This is a genomic window from Staphylococcus simulans, from assembly GCF_002994445.1.
GTDB classification, from domain to species: Bacteria; Bacillota; Bacilli; order Staphylococcales; family Staphylococcaceae; genus Staphylococcus; species Staphylococcus simulans_B.
The window spans coordinates 255,624-277,350 of record NZ_MRZJ01000002.1; the positions used below are offsets into that span (position 1 = coordinate 255,624).

The following is a 21,727-nucleotide window of genomic DNA, read 5'->3' on the forward strand; positions in this document are numbered from 1 at the left end:
CAACATGAAGCGATATACAAGAGGTTGAGGTCTTTTCAGATCTCAATCTTTTTTTAGTGTAAAAACCTTGGAGATTTAGTGAAAAAAGGGACGCTTTTTAACTGGTTGTGTTACATTTAAAGTAAGTAGAAAATAGGGGGATATACGCATGATTAATCGTTTGCTGAAGTTCTCTTTAGGCAATAAATTCGCAGTCTTATTAATGGTAATTTTAGTCATCCTCGGCGGTGTCTATTCCAGTGTGAAAATGAGGCTTGAATTACTGCCTGATGTAGAAGAACCGATGATATCAGTCAATACTGTATTACCAGGTGCAACACCTGAAACAGTACAAGAAGATATCAGTGATAAAATAGATAACCAAGTCAGAGGGATGGCACATGTCAAAACCGTTAAGACACAATCTTTAGAGAATGTGTCGATGGTACAAGTCAGTTATGATGACGGGACAGACATGGATAAAGCAGAAGAAGCATTAAAGAAAGAAATAGATAAGCTTAAACTAACTGAGAATGCACAAGAACCAGAATTAACACGTAATAGTATGAATGCATTCCCAGTCGTTGTCTTTTCATTCTCTGAGAAACATGATGATTTAGAAAAAGCAACCAAAGCTATTGAATCTCAGCTGATACCGAAATTAGAAACGGTAGAGGGTGTGCAAAATGTTCAGTTGAATGGTCAAACAGCAAGACAAGCAACGATTAAATTTAAGCAACGAGAACTTCAAGAACGCGGTATGAGTGCAAGCGGAGTAGAAGACTACATTAAAAATGCATCCGGCAAAACACCGTTAGGTCTATTCCAATTCGGTAAAACTGAAAAATCGATTGTAGTTAATGGCGAGTTTAAATCAGCGGATGCCTTGAAGAACTTTGTGATTCCGGTCAGCGCTGCACAAGGCAGCCAAGGACAAGCAGGCGATGAAGGTTCAGACAGCAATGCGATGTCAGGCAGTATGCCAAGCAGCAGCCAAGGTCCGCAAAGCAATGAGATGGTGAAACTATCAGATATTGCAGATATTAAGATCGGACAAGAACGTGAATCGATTTCAAGAACCAACGGTGAAGATGCAGTCGATGTTCAAATTGTAAAAGCACAAGATGCGAACACCGTACAAGTTAAAAAAGATACTATTGATAAAATCAAAGCGTTCGCAAAAGATAATAAAGATATTTCGTATACGAAAGTCATGGATACAGCAAAACCGATTGAAGATTCTATCTATACAATGTTAGAAAAAGCAATTCTCGGTACAATTGTGGCTATTATTATCATTTTATTATTCTTGCGCAATATTAGAACAACTGCTATTTCTATCGTTTCAATTCCAATGTCATTATTAATTGCGATGGTTGCGTTGAAACTTTCTGATGTTTCGTTAAACATTTTGACACTTGGTGCGTTAACCGTTGCTATCGGACGTGTGATTGATGACTCCATTGTTGTTATTGAAAATATATACAGACGGATGTCAGATCCGAATGAACGTGAAAAAGGCAATGGTTTAGTTATCAGTGCAACGGCAGAAGTCTTCAAGCCGATTATGTCGTCTACTTTAGTTACGATTGTCGTCTTCTTGCCATTGGTATTTGTAGCAGGTTCAGTAGGCGAGATGTTCAGACCGTTCGCACTTGCGATTACCTTTAGTTTATTAGCATCCTTGCTGGTATCAATTACTATTGTGCCGGCATTAGCATCTACATTCTTCAAAAAAGGTATTAAATCGAAACAAAAACGTTCGTTAGGTGCAGTAGGCAGGGGTTATAAGCATGTCTTAAAATGGTCGTTAAATCATAAGTGGATTGTCTTATTATTAACGACTTTAATACTAGTCGGCAGTATCTTTTTAGGTGCCGCAAAAATAGGCACAAGCTTTATTTCGACTGGGGAAGACAAGTTCATGGCTTTAACTTATACGCCGCAACCGGGCGAAACGAAAGCACAAGTTCTTAAAAATGCGGAACAAGTACAAAAATACCTCAATAGTAAAGATAAAGTGAAAATCGTACAATACTCGCTCGGCGGTCCTTCACCGATTGACCCGACAGGCAGTACAAATAATATGGCAGTGATGATTGAATACGATAAAGATACGCAAAACTTCGATCAAGAACCAGATAAAGTATTAAAACATATCGCAGGCTTTAAACAAGAGGGCGAATGGAAATATTTAGATATGGGTACTGGCGGCGGAAACAACTCAATGGAAGTCAAAGTCTCCGGCCCTTCATCAAAAGCTATGGAAAAAACGGTCAAAGCGATTGAAAAAGAAATGAAAGCGACATCTGGTTTAGTCAACGTTAAATCAGATTTAACAGAAGTTTATCAGCAATACACTGTAGATGTAGATAAAAATAAAGCAACAAAAAAAGGCTTATCTGCAGGACAGCTTGCGATGGGCTTAAATCAAAATATTCCAGAGAAAACAATCACTACGATTAATGAAAAAGGACATAAAGTCGACGTGAAAGTAGAAAAAGAAAAACAAACCAACTGGACCAAAGAAAAACTGAACAACTTAGAAATTCCGACACCAACAGGCGAAAAAGTTAAACTAAATGAAATCGCAACATTGAAAGCAACACAAACACCAAGCAAGTTGATTAAAGAAGATGGCGATTATACAACAACAGTAACAGGAACAATCAGCGGTAAAGACGTCGGCGGTATTTCGCAAAAAGTGATGGATAAAGTGGATAAAATCGATAAACCTGCAAATGTAAAAATCAATTCCGGCGGTGCATCTGATGATATTGATAAAGCCATTACGCAATTAAGTTTAGCGATGCTTGCGGCGGTCATCATTGTGTACTTAGTCCTAGTATTGACATTCAAAGGCGGTTTAGCACCGTTTACGATTCTCTTCTCATTACCATACATTGTAATCGGAGTAGTCATCGCACTGGTATTAACCGGCGAGACATTATCTGTACCTAGTATGATCGGGGTACTGATGCTGATAGGTATTGTTGTGACGAATGCGATTGTATTGATTGATCGTGTAATCAATAATGAGCATAGCGGTATGTCGATGAAAGAGGCATTGCTTGAAGCGGGCGGAACGAGAATTCGTCCAATCTTGATGACAGCACTTGCGACAATCGGAGCCTTAGCACCAATGCTGTTTGGTCAAGATAGTTCTATCTTGATTTCAAAAGGTTTAGCCGCAACGGTAATCGGCGGATTGGTTTCATCAACATTACTCACTTTGATTGTAGTACCTGTGATTTATGAAATTTTATTTACAATGAAAGCTAAATTAGCAGGCATGTTTCAATCAAAAGATAAAAATAAACATTAAATAAACTGCTGACGAAAGTCTCAGAATAATAGCAGCGCACATTCTGTTTGAAGCTAACAGGGTGTGCGTTTTCTTATGAATTCGAGTAGATGTACATGAAAAGGATTAATTAACTCAAAAAATTCTGAAAAATTTGAATGTTATCTTCACATATATCTATAAAGGTTCTATAATTGATTAAATATAAATAGAAAGGAAACGGAGGTAACATATGGAGTTATTGATCGCATTTTTAGTAGTAATGGTATTTATCTTTATCGGGGAGTGGGGGTCTAATTTTTCAAAGGCATACATACCTTCTGTATTTATCACTGCCGCTTTATTTACCATCGGCTTTTGGACATTTTTGCCTAAGGATATGGTGAGTCACGCATCGTTTGGGACAGAGTTTGTGACAATTGCAATTCCTTTATTATTGGTGCATTTAGGAACAATGATGGATTTAAAACAATTATTAGCACAGTGGAAAGCTGTCGTTATTGCACTGTCAGGTACTCTTGGAACAATGGTGTTGACATTAACTATAGGGACATTGATATTTGATTGGCATACTGTTGTGGCTGCAGTTCCGCCATTAACCGGCGGTGTGATTTCAGTCGCATTGATGTCAGATGGTTTGAAAGCAGAAGGGCTAACGGCTTTAGTAGCTATTCCGGTTGCTATGTATATTACACACAGTATTATCGGTTATCCTTTAACATCAGTGGTGTTAAAGCGAGAAGGGAAACGGTTATTAAAAGAAGCAGATATGCATTCAGTGTCAGCTGTACAACAAGGGGCGCAATCTGACACATTTGCGCGTGAAGAAAAGCAACCGTCATTATTTAAGAGCGAGAAATTGCAGACGCCTGCATTTTTGCTCGCAAAAGTGGCTGTAGTAGCAGTCTTAGCTGTGTTACTTGAGAAACTTACTAATAAGGCAGTGAATGGTAATGTGATTGCATTAGTACTTGGCGTAATCTTTCATCAGCTCGGCTTCTTAGAAAAACAAATTCTCAACAAAGCAAAAGTATTTAATTGGCTGATGTATGGCTTGCTGGCATTTGTATTTTCACAGTTAAGCATGACCACACCTAAAGTATTAAGCGGCATTATGATTCAAATTTTAGTTTTGATTGTGTTAGGTATTATCGGTATGTATTTGGCTTCATTCTTATTAGCAAAACCTTTAAAGCTCAGCAAAGATATGGCGTTTGCGACTTCGCTGACTGCACTTTTCGGTTTTCCTGCTGACTACATCTTAACGAAAGAAGTGGTCAATAACTTAACCCATGATCAAAAGCAGCGTGCTTATTTATTTGATTATATGATGCCTAAGATGCTTGTAGGCGGTTTTGCGACAGTATCAGTCGCATCAATTATTATTGCATCGATATTCTTAAAATTATTATAGAGAAAGGGTAGATTTAAAGTGACTAAAGTACTTTTTAAACATGCACATGTATTCAATGGAGAAACGATGGAACAAGATGCACAAATTGCGCTGGATACAAACAGCGGCAGATTTATCAGCCCATCAGAAGCAGTGGATGAAACAATAGACTTAAAAGGAAAATACGTTGTACCTGGACTTATCAATGCGCATACACATATCGTTGCTGATCCTGAAGGAAAAGTTTCTCAATTAGGTTCACCAGAAAATGATGCAGTTACAGCAACATATTCAGCGTTAAAGAATTTAAAAGCACTCTTAAACGACGGGGTAACGTATATCAGAGATGTGGGTTCTATTTATGATGTAGATTTGAAATTATCTGCACTTGAAAAGCAAGGCGAGTTCACTGCACCAGGCATTGTTGCTTCAGGGAGTCCATTAACAATGACAGGCGGCCACTTCAGCGAAGGCAGTTATGAAGTAGATGGTGTCGATGAAGTTCGTAAATATGCGAGAAAATTATTGAAAAAGGGTGCAGATAATCTGAAATTGATGGCGACCGGAGGAGTTTCCTTCAACGGGGAAACACCGCATGATGTTCAAATGTCAAAAGAAGAAATGGAAGCTGCAGTAGTTGAAGCACATCATAAAGGCAGAACTGCTTGTGCACATGCACAAGGCACAGAAGGTATTAAAAATGCTGTATTAGCAGGTGTGGATTCGATTGAACACGCAGTATATTTAGATGATGAAGCGATTCAATTATGCTTGGATCATCATACATTTATTGTTCCGACATTGATTGCACCGTATGCAATTAATCAGCATCAAGAGATTCTGCCAGATTTCATGGTTAAGAAATCATTGGAAATTGAAGCGGCACATTTTGAAAGTATCGGCAAAGCAGCTAAAGCAGGTGTGAAACTTGCCTTAGGTACAGATTCAGGTACTGCAATGAATAACTTTGATACACACTCTACTTTCGAAATGGAATTGATGACACGTACTGGCGCTACGAACTTGCAGACATTGCAAGCCGCAACGATCAATGCAGCGGAGTTGTTGAATATTAGTAAGGATGCAGGTTCAATAGAAGAAGGCAAATTAGCAGACTTCATTGTACTAGACCATAATCCATTAGAAGATATCAAAGTACTGCAAGGCGAGAAGACTGTGTATAAAAAAGGACATAAAGTTGCACGTTAATCATATATATAGAAAATCCCCTCAACGCTGTAAAAAGAGCGTCAAGGGGATTTCCTTTATTAATAAACGATAAATGTTAGAATAACACTGATTACAAAAATGAAAAGGGTCATCATGTTTAAGAGGAATACACCTTTTTTATCACCTTTTGTATACTTGAAGGCTGTAATTTCCACGTTGCCGACAAGCATTACAATGACCGCAAATTCCCACCATGCTGCAGGAGGGACAGTTAAACTTGTCATCGCTGCGACAAGTATCAGCAAAACACCCATTACCATACGCAAGATACTGCTGAAAACAGAACGCATCTTATATATACTGATGAAACTTACGAATAAGTAAAGAATGGGTAATAATAACATATACAGTTGCATCATGTGAACTTCCTTTCTGGGCACACATTGATGGATGCCTCAGCATATCAAAGGTGCAAAGCACTATTGTTGATTTATTTGCGAACGTACGTGTGCGATTTCTTGTTCAATTTGTTCAAGCTGTTTAATCAGCGGGTCGACTTCTTGACCAGTAGATTCGCGCTTTTCCAAATCATCTTGCAAGCGTACGTAATCTTGTTTTAATTCTGCTAATTGACTTTCCAAATTCAATAGAAACACCACCTTATTGATTTTTATTATCAATAGTAATAGTATAGCATGGAAACTTTATAGATGTAATTGAAGAAAAATGACATTTGTCAGTCTACGTTTGAAATTTAAATATAAAGAGAAAGAAGGATGACTTATGACAGGCAAATTCGTAATCATAGTCTTGTTGATTATACTCGGCTATGTATTAAAAAGAATTAATATATTAAAAGAAGAAGACAGTCAAGTCTTAGCCAAACTAGTCCTAAATGTTACATTACCTGCGTTAGTCATCGTCAATCTGAATAAAGCTGATTTAGATATCTCGTTATCGGTATTGCTGTTAATGATGATTATTTATGGTGTAATCGCAAAAATCATCGCAATCAGCTTCTTCTTAAAATATGATAATGAAATGCGCGGTACCATCGGTATGATGATGGCATCGTTAAACATAGGATTATTTGCTTATCCTTTAGTACAAGCCATCTGGCCAAAAGTCGGTATGATTTATTTTGGTATGGCAGATATCGGCGGTGCCATCATTATGTTTGGTGTGACTTACTTTGTAGGCAACTATTTCAGTAATGCAGAAGGCAATACTTTCAATGTGAAATTCTTATTACTGAATTTAGTACGTTCTATTCCGCTCATGACGTATTTGATTATGTTCGGTCTAAATATGAGCAAGCTTCATTTGCCTGATGCCATGATTCGATTCTTTGATGTGGTATCTCAAGCCAACATGCCGCTATCCATGATTTTACTTGGTCTAATGCTCAACTTCAGAGTAGAACGCAAATTCTTGCCTGTCGCATTGAAGTATTTAGCTATACACTATGGTTTTGGTTTGGTTGCAGGTTTGTTAGTTTATTTCTTCCTGCCTGTATCAGATCAAATGATTAAAACAACTTTAATGGTTATTTGGCTTTTGCCGATTGGTGTAGCAGTCATTCCATATTCGATTCAATTGAGATATCGAACATTGCCTCTGATAGGAATGACGACCAATATGACCATTATTATCAGTATTTTTATTCTTTATTTTTATCAAATGTTCTTTGTATAAGAGAAAGGGATAGTATAACAACTGGTGCAGCTGTTATACTATCCCTTCTTTAATACATACATTAAAGCTTGATACTGGCTTACATTACTTTAAATGCTTTCACATCGAAACTTATTAAGCTTTTAATCCTCCAAGTACAAAGGCAGCCGCAACAATTAAGATGATGCCTAATCCGATTCCGATTAATTGGCGTTTGTCTTTACGTTCTTTCAATAAGAAGATACCGCCAAGTGTAGAGACGATGACTAATAATTGCGAGAAGGAGAAACTTGTCGCAACACCGACTTTCGGTTGTGAGAAGAATAAGAACAAGTTGCCGATAGCCCATACTACACCAGGTATAATATTTCGGATAGTATAGCGTTTTGAAGTTTGGTGATTGACAGATAATAAAAATCCGCCGATAGCCATACCGATTGATTGGAAGAACAATGCGTCTAAGCCATTGACGCCAAAGATTTGTGCGATGACTACATAAACGACATAGCCTACCGTAGAAATCAGCAAGATTGGAATGGCTCTGCCTAGAGATTTAGAACCTTCTGATGTTTCATGTTTCGCTTTCAGCGATGTTAATGCAATACCGGCTACTAAGAGAATCATAGCGAAAATACCTAACATGACTTGAGTACTTGTACTCCATTCACCTAAGAAGACAGCACTGAAGAGTGTAGTTCCGACTAACTGCATACCTGTTGAAATCGGCATTGTTTTAGAAACGCCGATCAATTGAACAGAACGTAATTGATAACCTTGGCCGAGTGCCCAAAACGCACCGGAAATCAAGCCGACAATGATGACTTTTGGTTCAAAGCTCGCATGTCCTGTGAGCAGTAATATAATACCTACAATCAAAGCACCGAGTGTTGTGCCTCGGATTTGATTATAAGGACCGCCTCCAACAAGTACGTTAATCAGGACAACGCTGCCCCAAAAGAGTGCAGGAAGCAATGCAATAAGTAAATCCATTTAGTTTTCTTTCCTTTCTAGATTAAACTTCCCCTTTGTTAGAAATAGAATAAAGCATCAGCAAATAAAATGAAAATAAAAAGTTTGCTGAAAGGGGGTACCTCTCAGCAAACTTGTATTACTCTTTAATGTATTTGAATTTTTTGCGTTCTGAACGGATGTCAAAACCGAGTTCACTGAAACGATCTACTAAGCGATCGTTTTTACTGCGGATTTTGAAATAAACTTTTTGGATAGTATCTCGTTTAAAAGCATAGTTGATTGCATAACTTAACAAATTGAAAGCAATACCTTCGTTGCGGTAATCCGTATGCGACGAGAAGTATTTGATTTCTGCTGATTGTTTATCAGGTTTGATTTGCAAATAAAGGTAACCTTTTAAGATGCCTTCAGAAACGAAGAAGAACAATTGATTATTCTCATCAATAGTATTAACGATTTCAGAAGCTGTCATCGCTTCACGTCTGAAAATTTTATGGTGCAACGGTTCAAAATGTGTGAAAAAGGCTTTGTGATAAGGAATAATATGCCGTTGTGCTTCATTACTTGTTTCAATCGTATGATCAGTTGAAAGGTAGTAATCCGTAAACGTGTAATGTGCATCAATTGCTTTCATCAATGAACTTTTATAGTCGCTTGTTACATCGAATGAAAAGTTGAAATGTGCACCTTTTGGTTGTGCGTCGGCCAATGTTTCGAATAACTGTTTGAATGCTTGTGCATCAAGTTGATAATTTGGAGCTAGAAAAGGTCCGACCATTTTAAAGTGTTGTGTATCATAAGAAAAACCGCCCATCAGCATTTGTATCTCATCGGTATCATTAACTAAGGCATACACACCTGTATCATGTTTTAATGCGTCAATACTTTGCGACAAAGCAACATTCTTTTGATGCAGCTTGTATATATACGAACACATGGACGTATCGGCTTGGTGGATAAAGCTTTGGATGTCTTGAGCAGAATCTATCTGAATTGCTTTCATAAGAACCTCCTTGGTTGTCTGATAAACAGCAGCTTTGTTTTTATTATACTGTGTTTTGAAGTGAGATAAAAGGAAAGGTGGGGAAACAAGTACAATAAATCGTGTTACAATAGATATACGATTTTTTGGAAAGGACAGTAAATATGAAATCATTAATTCTAGCAGAGAAACCTTCTGTTGCACGTGATATTGCCGGTGCGTTGAATGTAAATCAAAAGCGCAATGGTTATTTCGAGAGCCAAGATTATATCGTGACTTGGGCACTCGGTCATTTGGTGACGAATGCGACACCAGAACAATACGATGCGAAATATAAAACGTGGAATTTGCAGGAATTGCCGATTATTCCTAAACACATGAAGACCATCGTAATACCTAAAACGAAAAAGCAGTTTAATACTGTAAAAGCGTTAATGTTAAAAGAGAATGTCAAAGATATAATTATTGCGACAGATGCCGGACGAGAAGGGGAATTAGTCGCACGTTTGATTTTAGATAAAGTGCATAATAAGAAACCGATAAAAAGACTTTGGATCAGTTCGATTACAGCTAAAGCAATCCGCAACGGCTTTAAACAATTAAAAGACGGAAGAACATACTTGCCGTTGTATCGTGCAGCTTTAGCACGCAGTGAAGCGGATTGGATTGTAGGGATTAATGCGACGCGTGCATTAACGACCAAATATGATGCGCAGCTTTCTTTAGGGCGTGTACAAACACCGACGATTCAGCTTGTACAAATGAGACAAGATGAAATCAAGCATTTCAGACCTTCTGAATATTACACATTAGAAGCAACTATCGACGGCCAAGTATTCAAATTGGAAAGCCAGCGCCGTATTCATAACAAGCAGCAATTGGAACAACTTGTCGACAAGCTGAAAGGACAAACTGCAGAGATTGTATCGGTCTCTTCTAAACATAAGAAACAATATCCGGCAAAATTGTTCAGTTTGACTGACTTGCAGCAAGAAGCCTATCAGCGTTACCGCATGGGTGCGAAAGAAACATTAAACACATTGCAGAATTTGTATGAACGTCATAAATTAGTGACGTATCCAAGAACGGATTCTAATTATTTAACAGATGATATGGTAGAGACTTTCAAAGAGCGCCTTCAAGCTTTGCTTGCGACAGAATATAAAGATGCAGTACGTCCATTGGTCAATAAGTCATTCAGTCCTAAAATGGGCATCGTCAATAACCAAAAAGTATCTGACCACCATGCGATTATACCGACAGAGATCAGACCGAATATGAATGATTTAAGTCAGCGTGAACAAAAACTGTATTTAATGATTGCAGAACGCTTTGTAGAGAATTTGTTGCCGCCATATGAATTTGAAGCGGTAAAAGTAGTTGCCAAGGTCGGCAATAAAACGTTTGAACTGCAAGAGAAAGTCGCAAAACAACTTGGCTTCAAACAGCTGCGCAATGAACAGAGTGCACAATCTGAACGTATTGCATTTGAAAAAGGCCAACGTGCTTCAGTTTCGCGCTTTCATATTCAAACACATGAAACACAACCGCCCGCTTACTTTAATGAAGGTACATTGTTAAAAGCGATGGAGAACCCTCAAAAATTCTTTGATCTAAAAGATAAGAAACATTCCAATACGTTAAAACAAACAGGCGGTATCGGAACGGTAGCAACACGTGCAGATATTATTGATAAACTCTTTAATATGAATGTAATTGAAGCAAGAGACGGCCACATCAGAGTGACTTCAAAAGGACGCCAGATTTTAGAGTTGGCACCAAAAGCACTGACATCGCCGCTATTAACTGCAGAATGGGAAGAGAAACTAACCCAAATTGAAAAGGGTAAATACGACTCAAGACAATTTATTAAAGAGATGAAACAATTCACGCAATCTATTGTAGATGAAATTAAGCAAAGCGAACAAAAATACAAGCATGATAATTTAACAACTACAGAATGTCCGACATGCGGTAAATTCATGATTAAAGTGAAAACGAAAAACGGACAAATGCTGGTATGTCAGGACCCATCATGTAAAACTAAGAAAAATGTACAGCGCAAAACAAATGCCCGCTGTCCAAACTGTCATAAGAAAATGACGTTGTTCGGCAAAGGCAAAAAAGCAACGTATCGCTGTGTATGCGGTCATTCGGAAACACAAGAACAAATGGATCAAAGACATAAAAACAAAGGCAAAGGAAAAGTTTCAAAACGTGAAATGAAGAAATATATGGGTAAAGAAGAAATAGATAATAATCCATTCCAAGATGCATTGAAGAATTTGAAACTGTAATTAAATCACACACTTATGAAACTATGAATTTTAACGAGCCATATTTTAAAAATAGTACGTTAGAAGGCCAACATAAGTGTGTGTTTTAATTTTCTCTGTAAAATGTATGCATTTTAGTTAAAACCGCATTGTCTTTTTTTAATATAGGGATTAGAATATTAAGGTATTTCATTTAAGGAGAATGCAAAGTGAAAAAATATTTCCAATTTGATAAGTATCAAACGAATTATCGCAGAGAGATTTTAGGTGGATTAACAACTTTCTTATCTATGGCTTACATATTAGCTGTTAACCCGCAGATTTTAAGTTTAGCAGGTGTTAAGGGCATTCCTGACGATATGAAAATGGACCAAGGTGCAGTCTTTGTGGCTACAGCATTAGCTGCTTTTGTCGGTTCTTTGTTCATGGGATTGATTGCCAGATATCCGATTGCATTAGCACCGGGTATGGGGCTTAATGCCTTCTTCGCCTTCACAGTAGTATTAACAATGGGGATTCCATGGCAAATCGGTTTATCCGGCGTACTTTGTTCAGGTATCTTCTTTGCAATACTGACAGTAACCGGGCTCCGGGAAACCATTATAAATGCGATTCCTTATGAGATGAAGATGGCAGTGACAGCCGGTATCGGTTTATTTATTACTTTTGTCGGACTGCAAGGTGCAGGTATTATTATCAATAATGATTCTACACTAGTGACACTTGGACATATTACAGACGGCAAAGTGCTGTTAGCTGTCTTTGGTATTATAGTTACGGTGGTATTGTACGCTAAGAAAATACCGGGTGCGATCTTTATCGGGATGATTTTAACATCTGTCGGCGGTTTGATTACAGGATTGATTCAAATGCCGCATGCGGTTGTAGGTAAAGTTCCGAGCATTGCGCCGACCTTCGGTGCAGCTTTTGAAGCATTTAAAGATCCGAGTCAGTTATTTACAGTTCAATTTTTAATTGTAATTTTGACATTCTTATTCATCGACTTCTTTGATACAGCTGGTACATTAGTTGCTGTAGCATCGCAAGCAGGCATTATGAAAGATAATAAATTACCGCGTGCAGGACGTGCGTTATTCTCAGATTCGATTGCGACAATTGTAGGTTCTATTTTCGGTACAACAACAACGACTTCTTATATCGAATCGACTTCAGGTGTAGCAGTAGGTGCAAGAACTGGATTTGCTAGTATTGTAACAGGAATATGTTTCTTACTCGCATTGTTCTTTAGTCCATTGATGGCAGTTGTGACAAGTGCTGTGACAGCACCGGCATTGATTGTGGTAGGTGTGCTGATGGCCGGCAACCTATCTGAAATCGATTGGAAGAAATTCGAACTTGCAGTACCGGCATTTATCACAATTATAATGATGCCTTTATCTTATTCTATTGCGACAGGGATAGCATGCGGCTTCATTTTCTATCCTATTACCATGTTAATGACGAAACGTCATAAAGAAGTACATCCTATTATGTACATTTTAATGGTCTTATTCATTTTATACTTTGTCTTTGTACATGGATAAAACCTATTGCAGCGAGCTCATTTGATGGGCTTGCTTTTTTTATGCATGCAAAAAGCACTTGCCTGAAACAGACAAGTGCCAAAAAAGTTGATGTGCTACTAACCTTTACCGCCCATGAAGGCAGGGTAGTTAGTCATACCGCCGTCAACATATATTGTTGTACCATGAACATAACTTGAAACATCTGAAGCTAAGAAGAGGGCAACGTTTGCGACTTGATCAGTGTTGCCGATTTCTTTTGCTGGAATCATTGCTAATGTTTCTTCGCGTGTTTGAGGATCTGAGAATTTCTCTTTCGTGTGTTCTGTTACGATGGCGCCAGGCGAGATATTGTTAATACGGATGCCGTATTGTGCATATTCCATAGACATCGTTTCCATCATTTTCTTAAGGCCGCCTTTACTTGCTGCATAGTTCACGTAATATGGCCATGGAATGGTATCATGAACACTTGAAGTATTTAAAATAACACCTTTTTTATCTTCTTTAAGGAAATACTTCACGGCTTCTCTTGAACCGATGAAAGCACCAGTTAAGTTTATGTCGATGACTTTTTTGAACTCATCTACTGACATTTCATGTGAAGGAATTGGTTTTTCAAAACCAGCGTTATTAATCATAATATCTAAAGTGCCGAATTGTTCGACTGCTTGATTGACTAAGTTAATTACATCTTCTTCTACTGCTACATCACCTTGTACAGCTATTGCTTTTCCGCCGTTGTTTTCGATTTCTTTTATCATCTCTTTAAGTTCTTGTTCATGTTTTGATGAACGATAGTTTAAAACAACTTTAGCTTTGGCTTTGCCGAATGCTTCAGCGTATGCTTTGCCGATACCGCTGCCGCTGCCTGTGATAATTACTACTTTATTTTCTAAATCTTGATACATATTAAAGCGCTCCTTTATATCTATATTTTGATTGTGCTTTAAGTTGACCTAGAATAATTGATGAGATAATGGTCAAAGCTATACTAGACCATCTATCGATAATTAAGGTGACCATCTTCTTGGAAATTAAGATGAAATGCTTAAAGGTAGCCTGTATTAAATTCAGATAAAGGGATGGCTATTAAAGTATAACCAGCACACTGTTACTTAAAACAACTGAAAGCAATGACTTAAATTGATGATATGGTTTTTATTTTTTGAACTGATCTACCCAAGTATCAAAAGCCTTTAAGAAGGAAGGGATACGTTTTAACGTACGTTCATCTTCTAAACGCATTGTATCTGTGTTCACTTTTTCATGTACTTTTCCGACAATAAATTTAGGACCCGTCATAACATGTGCATTCATAGCAAGCAATGATTGTCTTATTTGCATTTGTCCGAGTGCAGTACCGATTGCACCTGGTGAACCTCCAGCTACTGCGAAAGGTTTCCATATTAATGGAGGCTTTTCGTCAGGTGTTCTAGAACGTGATGCCCAATCAATCGCATTTTTCAAACCGCCGGGAATACCGGAATTGTATTCAGGACTTACGATAATGACGCCGTCGCTTTCTCTAATTTTCTCTCTGAACGCTGTGACTGCTTCAGGTTCATTTTCACCTTCAATATCAAAGTTATAAACAGGCAAGTCTTTAAAATCAATAATGTAAGTATTCCAATCCTCTGGTGCAGCTTCCAACATAGAATTTATAATTGCCTTATTATATGATGCTTCTCGCAAACTTCCAGAAATAAAACCAATGTTTTTCATATCAATCACTCCAAATTGTGGTCATATACTATTTATATCTCATTAGAAAAATAATAAACGATAGTAAGGATAAAGTATAGAATATAGCTAGGTATGAAAAAACCGGCGATAAGCCGGTAAAATTTCATCTATTTGATTCTTTTGCCATGTTCATCATATACAGCTCTGGCACTTCGGTTTGCGACATAAATAGGAGTACTCATTACTACTAATAGGAAGAAAAGCATTAAGAAGAATAAAATCCAATGCACAATCATACCGACAAACGGAATAATCGCAATAAATGACCCGGCGATACCGAGTAATGGAATAATCACCATTGGACGTATTGAATTCTGACTATCTACAAGCAGCGTAATGACGATTAATAAATAAAAGAAAGCATTAATAATCAATGGCTGCCAGCCGAACGATAATATAATGGATCCGCCTAAGAACGGAATACCGTATACTAACTCGGAAAGCAAGAGTATAATACTTAAAATGATTAATGAAAGTCTGATACTGTGTTTCATTTTTCTTCACCACCTATCGTTTACTATTATATAGGATAAGAGGCATTAGAAAAAATTTGAGGACTTAGTGAAAAATTTCTATATACGGGTTGAAGTAAGAAGACATTTGAAGTAAAATATACTGGTATGTGTTAGAGAAAAAAGTCTTTCATAAAAAAGTTACAGTAAATGGTTGCAACTGAGCGACGATTCGTGTAACATATCTAATGTTGGACTTTGAATACGCGATGAAGCGAAAGGTTACTGACACACCCGGCCGCTTTGCCATGGCGTTGTGTGAGATAGTTTTCGTGGAGAAGTCTATCACTAAATGTAGACGAAATAAGGAGGGAAAATTATGGCAAAACAAAAAATCAGAATCAGATTAAAAGCTTATGATCACAGAGTAATTGATCAATCAGCTGAGAAAATTGTTGAAACAGCAAAACGTTCTGGTGCAGAAGTTTCTGGACCAATTCCATTACCAACTGAAAAATCTATTTACACTATCATCCGTGCGGTGCATAAGTACAAAGATTCTCGTGAACAATTCGAACAACGTACTCACAAGCGTTTAATCGACATTGTAAACCCTACACCAAAAACTGTTGACGCTCTTATGGGCTTAAACTTACCATCAGGTGTAGACATCGAAATTAAATTATAATAGAAAATCATAGGAGGTGGACTTTCGATGACCAAAGGAATCTTAGGAAGAAAAATCGGGATGACACAAGTATTCGGTGAAAACGGAGACTTAATCCCAGTAACTGTAGTAGAAGCAGGACAAAACGTAGTATTACAAAAGAAAACTGAAGAGGTAGACGGTTACAACGCTATCCAAGTAGGTTTTGAAGACAAACAAGCATACAAAAAAGACAGCAAGTCTAATAAATATGCGAACAAACCAGCTGAAGGTCACGCTAAAAAAGCTGACACAGCACCTAAGCGCTTCATTCGTGAATTCAGAAACATCAATGTTGATGAATACGAAGTAGGTCAAGAAGTCTCAGTAGATACATTTGAAGCTGGCGACATCATTGACGCAACTGGAGTATCTAAAGGTAAAGGTTTCCAAGGTAACATTAAACGTCATGGACATGGTCGCGGACCAATGGCTCACGGTTCTCATTTCCACAGAGCACCTGGTTCAGTAGGTATGGCGTCTGACGCATCTAAAGTATTTAAAGGTCACAAAATGCCTGGTCGTATGGGCGGAAACACAGTGACTGTACAAAACTTAGAAGTTGTACAAATCGACGCTGAAAACAACGTTATCTTAGTTAAAGGTAATGTGCCTGGTCCTAAAAAAGGATTAGTAGAAATCAAAACTTCAATTAAAAAAGGTAATAAATAATTAATTAACGAAAGGAGGAAAATGCATAATGGCAAATTATGATGTATTAAAAGTAGACGGATCAAAAGCAGGTTCAGTTGAATTAAGCGATGCTGTATTCGCTATTGAACCAAACAAAGATGTTCTTTTCGAAGCAATTAACTTACAACGTGCTTCATTACGCCAAGGTACTCATTCTGTTAAGAATCGTTCAGCAGTACGCGGCGGTGGACGCAAACCATGGAGACAAAAAGGTACAGGACGTGCGCGTCAAGGTACTATCCGTGCTCCGCAATGGCGTGGCGGCGGTATCGTATTCGGACCGACTCCAAGAAGCTATGCATACAAAATGCCTAAGAAAATGCGTCGTTTAGCATTACGTTCTGCATTATCTTTCAAAGTACAAGAAAATGAATTCAAAATTGTTGACGCTTTCGGTTTAGAAGCTCCAAAAACAAAAGAATTCACTAAAGTTTTATCAAACTTAGAATTACCTAAGAAAGTTTTAGTTGTAACTGAATCAGAAGATGTAAATGTTGAATTATCAGCACGTAACATCCCTGGTGTTCAAATCACAACTGTAACTGGATTAAACGTATTAGACATCACTAGCGCTGACAGTGTATTAATTACAGAAGCAGCTGCTAAAAAAGTTGAGGAGGTGCTCGGATAATGGAAGCAAGAGACGTTCTTAAGCGCCCCGTAATCACAGAAAAATCTTCAGAAGCAATGGCTGAAGACAAATACACTTTTGATGTAGATACTCGTGCGAACAAAACACAAGTCAAAATTGCAGTTGAAGAAATCTTCGATGTTAAAGTAGCTAACGTTAACATCATCAACTATAAACCTAAGAAAAAACGTATGGGCCGTTACCAAGGCTATACAAACAAACGACGCAAAGCGATCGTAACTTTAAAAGAAGGATCAATCGATCTATTCAACTAATAAAAAATAAAATTACCAATAAGGAGGTAAACGACAATGGCTCTTAAACATTATAAGCCAATTACAAATGGTCGTCGTAATATGACTTCATTGGATTTCGCTGAAATCACTAAAACGACTCCAGAAAAGTCATTATTACAACCGCTACCGAAAAGAGCGGGACGCAACAACCAAGGTAAATTGACAGTACGCCATCATGGCGGCGGACACAAACGTCAATACCGTGTTATTGATTTCAAACGTAACAAAGATGGAATCCCAGCAAAAGTTGATTCTATCCAATATGATCCAAACCGTTCAGCTAACATTGCATTGTTAGTATATGCAGATGGTGAAAAACGCTACATCATCGCTCCAAAAGGTTTGGTTGTAGGACAAACAATCGAAAATGGTGAAGAAGCTGACATTAAAGTAGGTAACGCTTTACCATTAGCAAATATCCCAGTGGGTACAACTATCCACAACATCGAATTAAAACCTGGCCGCGGTGGACAAATCGCTCGTTCAGCAGGTGCAAGTGCACAAGTACTTGGTAAAGAAGGTAAATACGTATTAGTAAGACTTCGCTCAGGTGAAGTTCGTATGATTCTTTCAACTTGCCGTGCTACAGTAGGTCAAGTTGGTAACATTCAACATGAACTTGTTAACGTTGGTAAAGCCGGACGTTCACGTTGGAAAGGTATCCGTCCAACAGTTCGTGGTTCTGTAATGAACCCTAACGATCACCCTCACGGCGGTGGTGAAGGTCGTGCTCCAATCGGTATGCCATCACCAATGTCACCATGGGGTAAACCTACGCTTGGTAAGAAAACTCGTCGCGGTAAAAAATCATCAGATAAACTTATCGTACGTAAACGTAAAAGAAAATAATAACAACTTATTTGGGTGTGCGGCCTAGTGCTGCACGCACATAATAAGAAGGGAGGCGCCAAAATGGCTCGTAGTATTAAAAAAGGACCTTTCGTCGACGATCACTTGATGAAAAAAGTGGAAGCTCAGGAAGGTAATCAGAAAAAAACAGTGATTAAAACTTGGTCACGTCGTTCAACTATTTTCCCTAACTTCATCGGTATTACATTTGCAGTATACGATGGACGTAAACATGTACCTGTTTATGTAACTGAAGATATGGTTGGCCACAAATTAGGTGAATTTGCTCCAACACGTACTTTTAAAGGACATGCTGTAGACGACAAGAAAACAAGAAGATAATAACTTTCTATAAGTAGAGGAGGAAGACCAAATGGAAGCAAAAGCGGTTGCTAGAACTATCAGAATCGCACCTCGTAAAGTCAGATTAGTATTAGACTTAATCAGAGGCAAAAACGTTGGTGAAGCTGTTGCCATTTTAAAATTAACTAACAAAGCATCATCACCAGTTGTTGAAAAATTATTAATGTCCGCTTTAGCTAATGCAGAGCACAACTATGACATGAATACAGATGAATTAGTTGTTAAAGAAGCATATGCTAACGAAGGACCAACTTTAAAACGTTTCCGTCCACGTGCTCAAGGACGTGCAAGTGCAATTAACAAACGTACAAGCCACATTACAATTGTCGTAAGTGACGGCAAAGAAGAAGCTAAAGAAGCTTAATAAACTATCTTAAGGAGGGAATACTGTGGGTCAAAAAATTAATCCAATCGGACTTCGTGTTGGTGTCATCCGTGATTGGGATGCAAAATGGTATGCTGAGAAAGATTTCTCAACTTTACTACACGAAGATTTAAGAATCCGTAAGTTCATCGATAACGAATTAAAAGAAGCGTCAGTTTCTCACGTAGAAATCGAACGTGCTGCTAACCGCATCAACATCGCAATCCACACTGGTAAACCAGGTATGGTAATTGGTAAAGGCGGTTCAGAAATTGAAAAACTTCGTAACAAATTAAACAATTTAACAAACAAACGTGTACACATTAACGTGATTGAAATCAAAAAAGTTGATTTAGATGCTCGCTTAGTTGCTGAGAACATCGCACGTCAATTAGAAAACCGTGCTTCATTCCGTCGTGTACAAAAACAAGCTATTACAAGAGCTATGAAACTAGGAGCTTTAGGTGTTAAAACTCAAGTTTCAGGTCGTTTAGGCGGAGCTGATATCGCTCGTGCTGAACAATATTCAGAAGGAACTGTTCCACTTCACACATTACGTGCTGACATTGATTACGCACATGCTGAAGCTGATACAACATACGGTAAACTTGGTGTTAAAGTATGGATCTATCGTGGAGAAGTTCTTCCTACTAAGAACAATAGTGAAGGAGGAAAATAATAATGTTGCTACCAAAACGCGTTAAATATCGTCGTCAACATCGTCCAAAAACTACAGGACGTTCTAAAGGCGGTAACTTTGTAACATTTGGTGAGTATGGTTTACAAGCAATCACAACGTCTTGGATCACATCTCGTCAAATCGAATCTGCTCGTATTGCGATGACTCGTTATATGAAACGTGGCGGGAAAGTTTGGATTAAAATCTTCCCTCATACACCTTATACTAAAAAACCTTTAGAAGTACGTATGGGTGCTGGTAAAGGTGCAGTTGAAGGCTGGATCGCAGTAGTTAAACCAGGTAGAATCTTATTTGAAGTTGCAGGCGTGTCAGAAGAAGTTGCACGTGAAGCATTACGTTTAGCAAGTCACAAACTTCCAGTTAAAACTAAGTTTGTAAAACGTGAAGAATTGGGTGGTGAATCAAATGAAAGCTAAGGAAATTAGAGACTTAACCACTTCAGAAATCGAAGAGCAAATCAAATCTTCAAAAGAAGAACTTTTTAACCTACGCTTTCAGTTAGCTACAGGACAATTAGAGGAAACTGCACGTATTCGTACAGTGAGAAAAACAATCGCACGTCTAAAAACTGTTGCTCGTGAAAGAGAAATTGAACAAAGTAAGGCTAATCAATAATAATTGAAAGAGGAGGTTACAAAAGTGAGCGAAAGAAATGATCGTAAAGTTTATGTAGGTAGAGTCGTATCAGACAAAATGGACAAAACTGTAACTGTACTTGTAGAGACTTACAAAACTCATAAATTATATGGTAAACGAGTAAAATATTCTAAAAAATATAAAACTCATGATGAAAACAATTCAGCTAAATTAGGAGACATCGTTAAGATTCAAGAAACTCGTCCTTTATCAGCAACAAAACGTTTTCGTTTAGTAGAAATTGTTGAAGAATCAGTAATTATTTAATCATTAATAGATAAGGGAGGTTTAATTCATGATCCAACAAGAGACACGCTTAAAAGTAGCTGACAACTCAGGTGCTCGTGAAGTTCTTACAATTAAAGTATTAGGCGGATCTGGTCGCAAAACAGCGAACATCGGCGACGTAATTGTGTGTACTGTTAAAAATGCTACACCAGGAGGCGTTGTTAAAAAAGGTGAAGTTGTTAAAGCTGTTGTTGTACGTACTAAATCAGGAGTACGTCGTAAAGACGGTTCTTACATCAAATTTGATGAAAATGCATGTGTAGTTATTCGTGACGACAAGAGTCCACGCGGAACTCGTATCTTCGGACCAGTTGCACGTGAATTACGTGATAGCAACTACATGAAAATTATTTCATTAGCACCAGAAGTACTATAATTTTAAATAATAAAATCTAAGGAGGTGCCCACATGCATATCAAGAAAGGTGACAACGTAATCGTTATCTCAGGTAAAGATAAAGGTAAAACAGGTGTTGTACAAGCAACAGAACCTAAAAAAGACCGTGTCGTTGTGGAAGGTGTCAACATCATTAAAAAGCACCAAAAACCGACTCAATTTAACCCAGAAGGTGGAATCTTAGAAACTGAAGCAGCAATTCATGTTTCTAACGTACAATTATTGGACCCTAAAACAAATGAACCAACTCGTGTAGGTTACAAATTTGTTGATGGTAAAAAAGTTCGTATCGCTAAAAAATCAGGCGAAGAAATCAAATCTAATAATTAATAAC

26 protein-coding genes are annotated in these 21,727 nt (G+C 37.8%); 19 read left to right on the forward strand and 7 right to left on the reverse strand.

Annotated elements, in window-relative coordinates:
• Positions 1–148: 148 nt before the first annotated feature.
• From C7N65_RS04600 to C7N65_RS04610, 3 genes are all read left to right on the forward strand, one after another.
• Positions 149–3,304: an efflux RND transporter permease subunit gene (locus tag C7N65_RS04600; protein WP_105993302.1), complete on the forward strand. Its 3,156-nt coding sequence runs from the start codon at positions 149–151 to the stop codon at positions 3,302–3,304.
• A gap of 211 nt (positions 3,305–3,515) precedes the next feature.
• Positions 3,516–4,697 carry a hypothetical protein gene (locus C7N65_RS04605; RefSeq protein WP_105993303.1) on the forward strand — a complete coding sequence of 394 codons (1,182 nt, stop codon included), beginning with the start codon at positions 3,516–3,518 and terminating at the stop codon, positions 4,695–4,697.
• 18 nt (positions 4,698–4,715) lie between these two features.
• Complete coding sequence (locus tag C7N65_RS04610) at positions 4,716–5,885, forward strand: metal-dependent hydrolase family protein (RefSeq protein WP_105993304.1); 1,170 nt, start codon at positions 4,716–4,718, stop codon at positions 5,883–5,885.
• Between the two features lie 59 nt (positions 5,886–5,944).
• Here C7N65_RS04610 and mspA read toward each other — a convergent pair whose 3' ends face one another.
• Both mspA and C7N65_RS12605 read right to left on the reverse strand, forming a co-directional pair.
• Entirely contained in the window at positions 5,945–6,262 is a 318-nt protein-coding gene (gene mspA, locus C7N65_RS04615) for a membrane stabilizing protein MspA (protein ID WP_105993305.1), read from the reverse strand.
• A gap of 63 nt (positions 6,263–6,325) precedes the next feature.
• Positions 6,326–6,493, reverse strand: coding sequence for an SE1832 family protein (locus tag C7N65_RS12605; RefSeq protein WP_162912119.1), 168 nt, complete (start codon positions 6,491–6,493; stop codon positions 6,326–6,328).
• A 136-nt stretch (positions 6,494–6,629) separates the two neighbouring features.
• Between C7N65_RS12605 and C7N65_RS04620 the strand changes: the two genes are divergently transcribed.
• Positions 6,630–7,541 (forward strand): AEC family transporter, encoded by a 912-nt coding sequence (locus tag C7N65_RS04620; RefSeq protein WP_105993306.1) that lies wholly within the window; start codon positions 6,630–6,632, stop codon positions 7,539–7,541.
• 114 nt (positions 7,542–7,655) lie between these two features.
• Here the strand turns inward: C7N65_RS04620 and C7N65_RS04625 are convergent, their stop codons facing one another.
• On the reverse strand, positions 7,656–8,510 hold the full coding sequence (locus C7N65_RS04625; RefSeq protein WP_105993307.1) for a GRP family sugar transporter: 855 nt from the start codon (positions 8,508–8,510) through the stop codon (positions 7,656–7,658).
• Between the two features lie 118 nt (positions 8,511–8,628).
• The gene (locus C7N65_RS04630; RefSeq protein ID WP_105993308.1) at positions 8,629–9,495 is read right to left on the reverse strand and encodes a GNAT family N-acetyltransferase; all 867 of its coding nucleotides are present in this window, start codon (positions 9,493–9,495) and stop codon (positions 8,629–8,631) included.
• 143 nt (positions 9,496–9,638) lie between these two features.
• Between C7N65_RS04630 and C7N65_RS04635 the strand changes: the two genes are divergently transcribed.
• Both C7N65_RS04635 and C7N65_RS04640 read left to right on the forward strand, forming a co-directional pair.
• On the forward strand, positions 9,639–11,771 hold the full coding sequence (locus tag C7N65_RS04635; RefSeq protein ID WP_105993309.1) for a DNA topoisomerase III: 2,133 nt from the start codon (positions 9,639–9,641) through the stop codon (positions 11,769–11,771).
• Positions 11,772–11,959: 188 nt separating this feature from the next.
• Positions 11,960–13,294 carry an NCS2 family permease gene (locus C7N65_RS04640; protein WP_105993310.1) on the forward strand — a complete coding sequence of 445 codons (1,335 nt, stop codon included), beginning with the start codon at positions 11,960–11,962 and terminating at the stop codon, positions 13,292–13,294.
• 98 nt (positions 13,295–13,392) lie between these two features.
• Here C7N65_RS04640 and C7N65_RS04645 read toward each other — a convergent pair whose 3' ends face one another.
• The 3 genes from C7N65_RS04645 to C7N65_RS04655 form a co-directional block, all read right to left on the reverse strand.
• Positions 13,393–14,184, reverse strand: a complete 792-nt coding sequence (locus tag C7N65_RS04645) for a glucose 1-dehydrogenase (protein WP_105993311.1) — start codon at positions 14,182–14,184, stop codon at positions 13,393–13,395.
• Positions 14,185–14,434: 250 nt separating this feature from the next.
• The gene (locus tag C7N65_RS04650; RefSeq protein WP_105993312.1) at positions 14,435–14,998 is read right to left on the reverse strand and encodes an NADPH-dependent FMN reductase; all 564 of its coding nucleotides are present in this window, start codon (positions 14,996–14,998) and stop codon (positions 14,435–14,437) included.
• 128 nt (positions 14,999–15,126) lie between these two features.
• Complete coding sequence (locus tag C7N65_RS04655) at positions 15,127–15,513, reverse strand: hypothetical protein (protein WP_105993313.1); 387 nt, start codon at positions 15,511–15,513, stop codon at positions 15,127–15,129.
• A 337-nt stretch (positions 15,514–15,850) separates the two neighbouring features.
• Here C7N65_RS04655 and rpsJ point away from each other — a divergent pair, with 337 nt between their 5' ends.
• From rpsJ to rplX, 13 genes are all read left to right on the forward strand, one after another.
• Positions 15,851–16,159, forward strand: a complete 309-nt coding sequence (gene rpsJ, locus C7N65_RS04660) for a 30S ribosomal protein S10 (RefSeq protein WP_002479572.1) — start codon at positions 15,851–15,853, stop codon at positions 16,157–16,159.
• A 27-nt stretch (positions 16,160–16,186) separates the two neighbouring features.
• On the forward strand, positions 16,187–16,849 hold the full coding sequence (gene rplC / locus C7N65_RS04665) for a 50S ribosomal protein L3 (protein WP_105993314.1): 663 nt from the start codon (positions 16,187–16,189) through the stop codon (positions 16,847–16,849).
• A 28-nt stretch (positions 16,850–16,877) separates the two neighbouring features.
• The gene (rplD, locus tag C7N65_RS04670) at positions 16,878–17,501 is read left to right on the forward strand and encodes a 50S ribosomal protein L4 (protein WP_105993315.1); all 624 of its coding nucleotides are present in this window, start codon (positions 16,878–16,880) and stop codon (positions 17,499–17,501) included.
• The gene (gene rplW, locus C7N65_RS04675) at positions 17,501–17,776 is read left to right on the forward strand and encodes a 50S ribosomal protein L23 (RefSeq protein WP_011275127.1); all 276 of its coding nucleotides are present in this window, start codon (positions 17,501–17,503) and stop codon (positions 17,774–17,776) included. The genes rplD and rplW overlap by 1 nt, the downstream gene beginning before the upstream one ends.
• 36 nt (positions 17,777–17,812) lie before the next feature.
• Positions 17,813–18,646: a 50S ribosomal protein L2 gene (rplB, locus tag C7N65_RS04680; protein ID WP_105993316.1), complete on the forward strand. Its 834-nt coding sequence runs from the start codon at positions 17,813–17,815 to the stop codon at positions 18,644–18,646.
• Positions 18,647–18,709: 63 nt separating this feature from the next.
• Positions 18,710–18,988: a 30S ribosomal protein S19 gene (gene rpsS / locus C7N65_RS04685; RefSeq protein ID WP_105993317.1), complete on the forward strand. Its 279-nt coding sequence runs from the start codon at positions 18,710–18,712 to the stop codon at positions 18,986–18,988.
• A gap of 31 nt (positions 18,989–19,019) precedes the next feature.
• Positions 19,020–19,373 (forward strand): 50S ribosomal protein L22, encoded by a 354-nt coding sequence (gene rplV, locus C7N65_RS04690; protein ID WP_002479566.1) that lies wholly within the window; start codon positions 19,020–19,022, stop codon positions 19,371–19,373.
• Positions 19,374–19,398: 25 nt separating this feature from the next.
• A complete protein-coding gene (rpsC, locus tag C7N65_RS04695) occupies positions 19,399–20,052 on the forward strand; it encodes a 30S ribosomal protein S3 (protein ID WP_105993318.1) in 654 nt (217 codons plus the stop codon).
• 2 nt (positions 20,053–20,054) lie between these two features.
• Positions 20,055–20,489, forward strand: a complete 435-nt coding sequence (gene rplP, locus C7N65_RS04700; protein ID WP_015900970.1) for a 50S ribosomal protein L16 — start codon at positions 20,055–20,057, stop codon at positions 20,487–20,489.
• A complete protein-coding gene (rpmC, locus tag C7N65_RS04705; protein ID WP_000644737.1) occupies positions 20,479–20,688 on the forward strand; it encodes a 50S ribosomal protein L29 in 210 nt (69 codons plus the stop codon). Before rplP ends, rpmC begins: the two co-directional genes overlap by 11 nt.
• Positions 20,689–20,712: 24 nt before the next feature.
• Positions 20,713–20,976 carry a 30S ribosomal protein S17 gene (gene rpsQ / locus C7N65_RS04710; protein WP_001829723.1) on the forward strand — a complete coding sequence of 88 codons (264 nt, stop codon included), beginning with the start codon at positions 20,713–20,715 and terminating at the stop codon, positions 20,974–20,976.
• 28 nt (positions 20,977–21,004) lie between these two features.
• The gene (gene rplN / locus C7N65_RS04715) at positions 21,005–21,373 is read left to right on the forward strand and encodes a 50S ribosomal protein L14 (protein ID WP_002479563.1); all 369 of its coding nucleotides are present in this window, start codon (positions 21,005–21,007) and stop codon (positions 21,371–21,373) included.
• A 32-nt stretch (positions 21,374–21,405) separates the two neighbouring features.
• On the forward strand, positions 21,406–21,723 hold the full coding sequence (rplX, locus tag C7N65_RS04720) for a 50S ribosomal protein L24 (protein WP_002479562.1): 318 nt from the start codon (positions 21,406–21,408) through the stop codon (positions 21,721–21,723).
• Positions 21,724–21,727 lie beyond the last annotated feature (4 nt).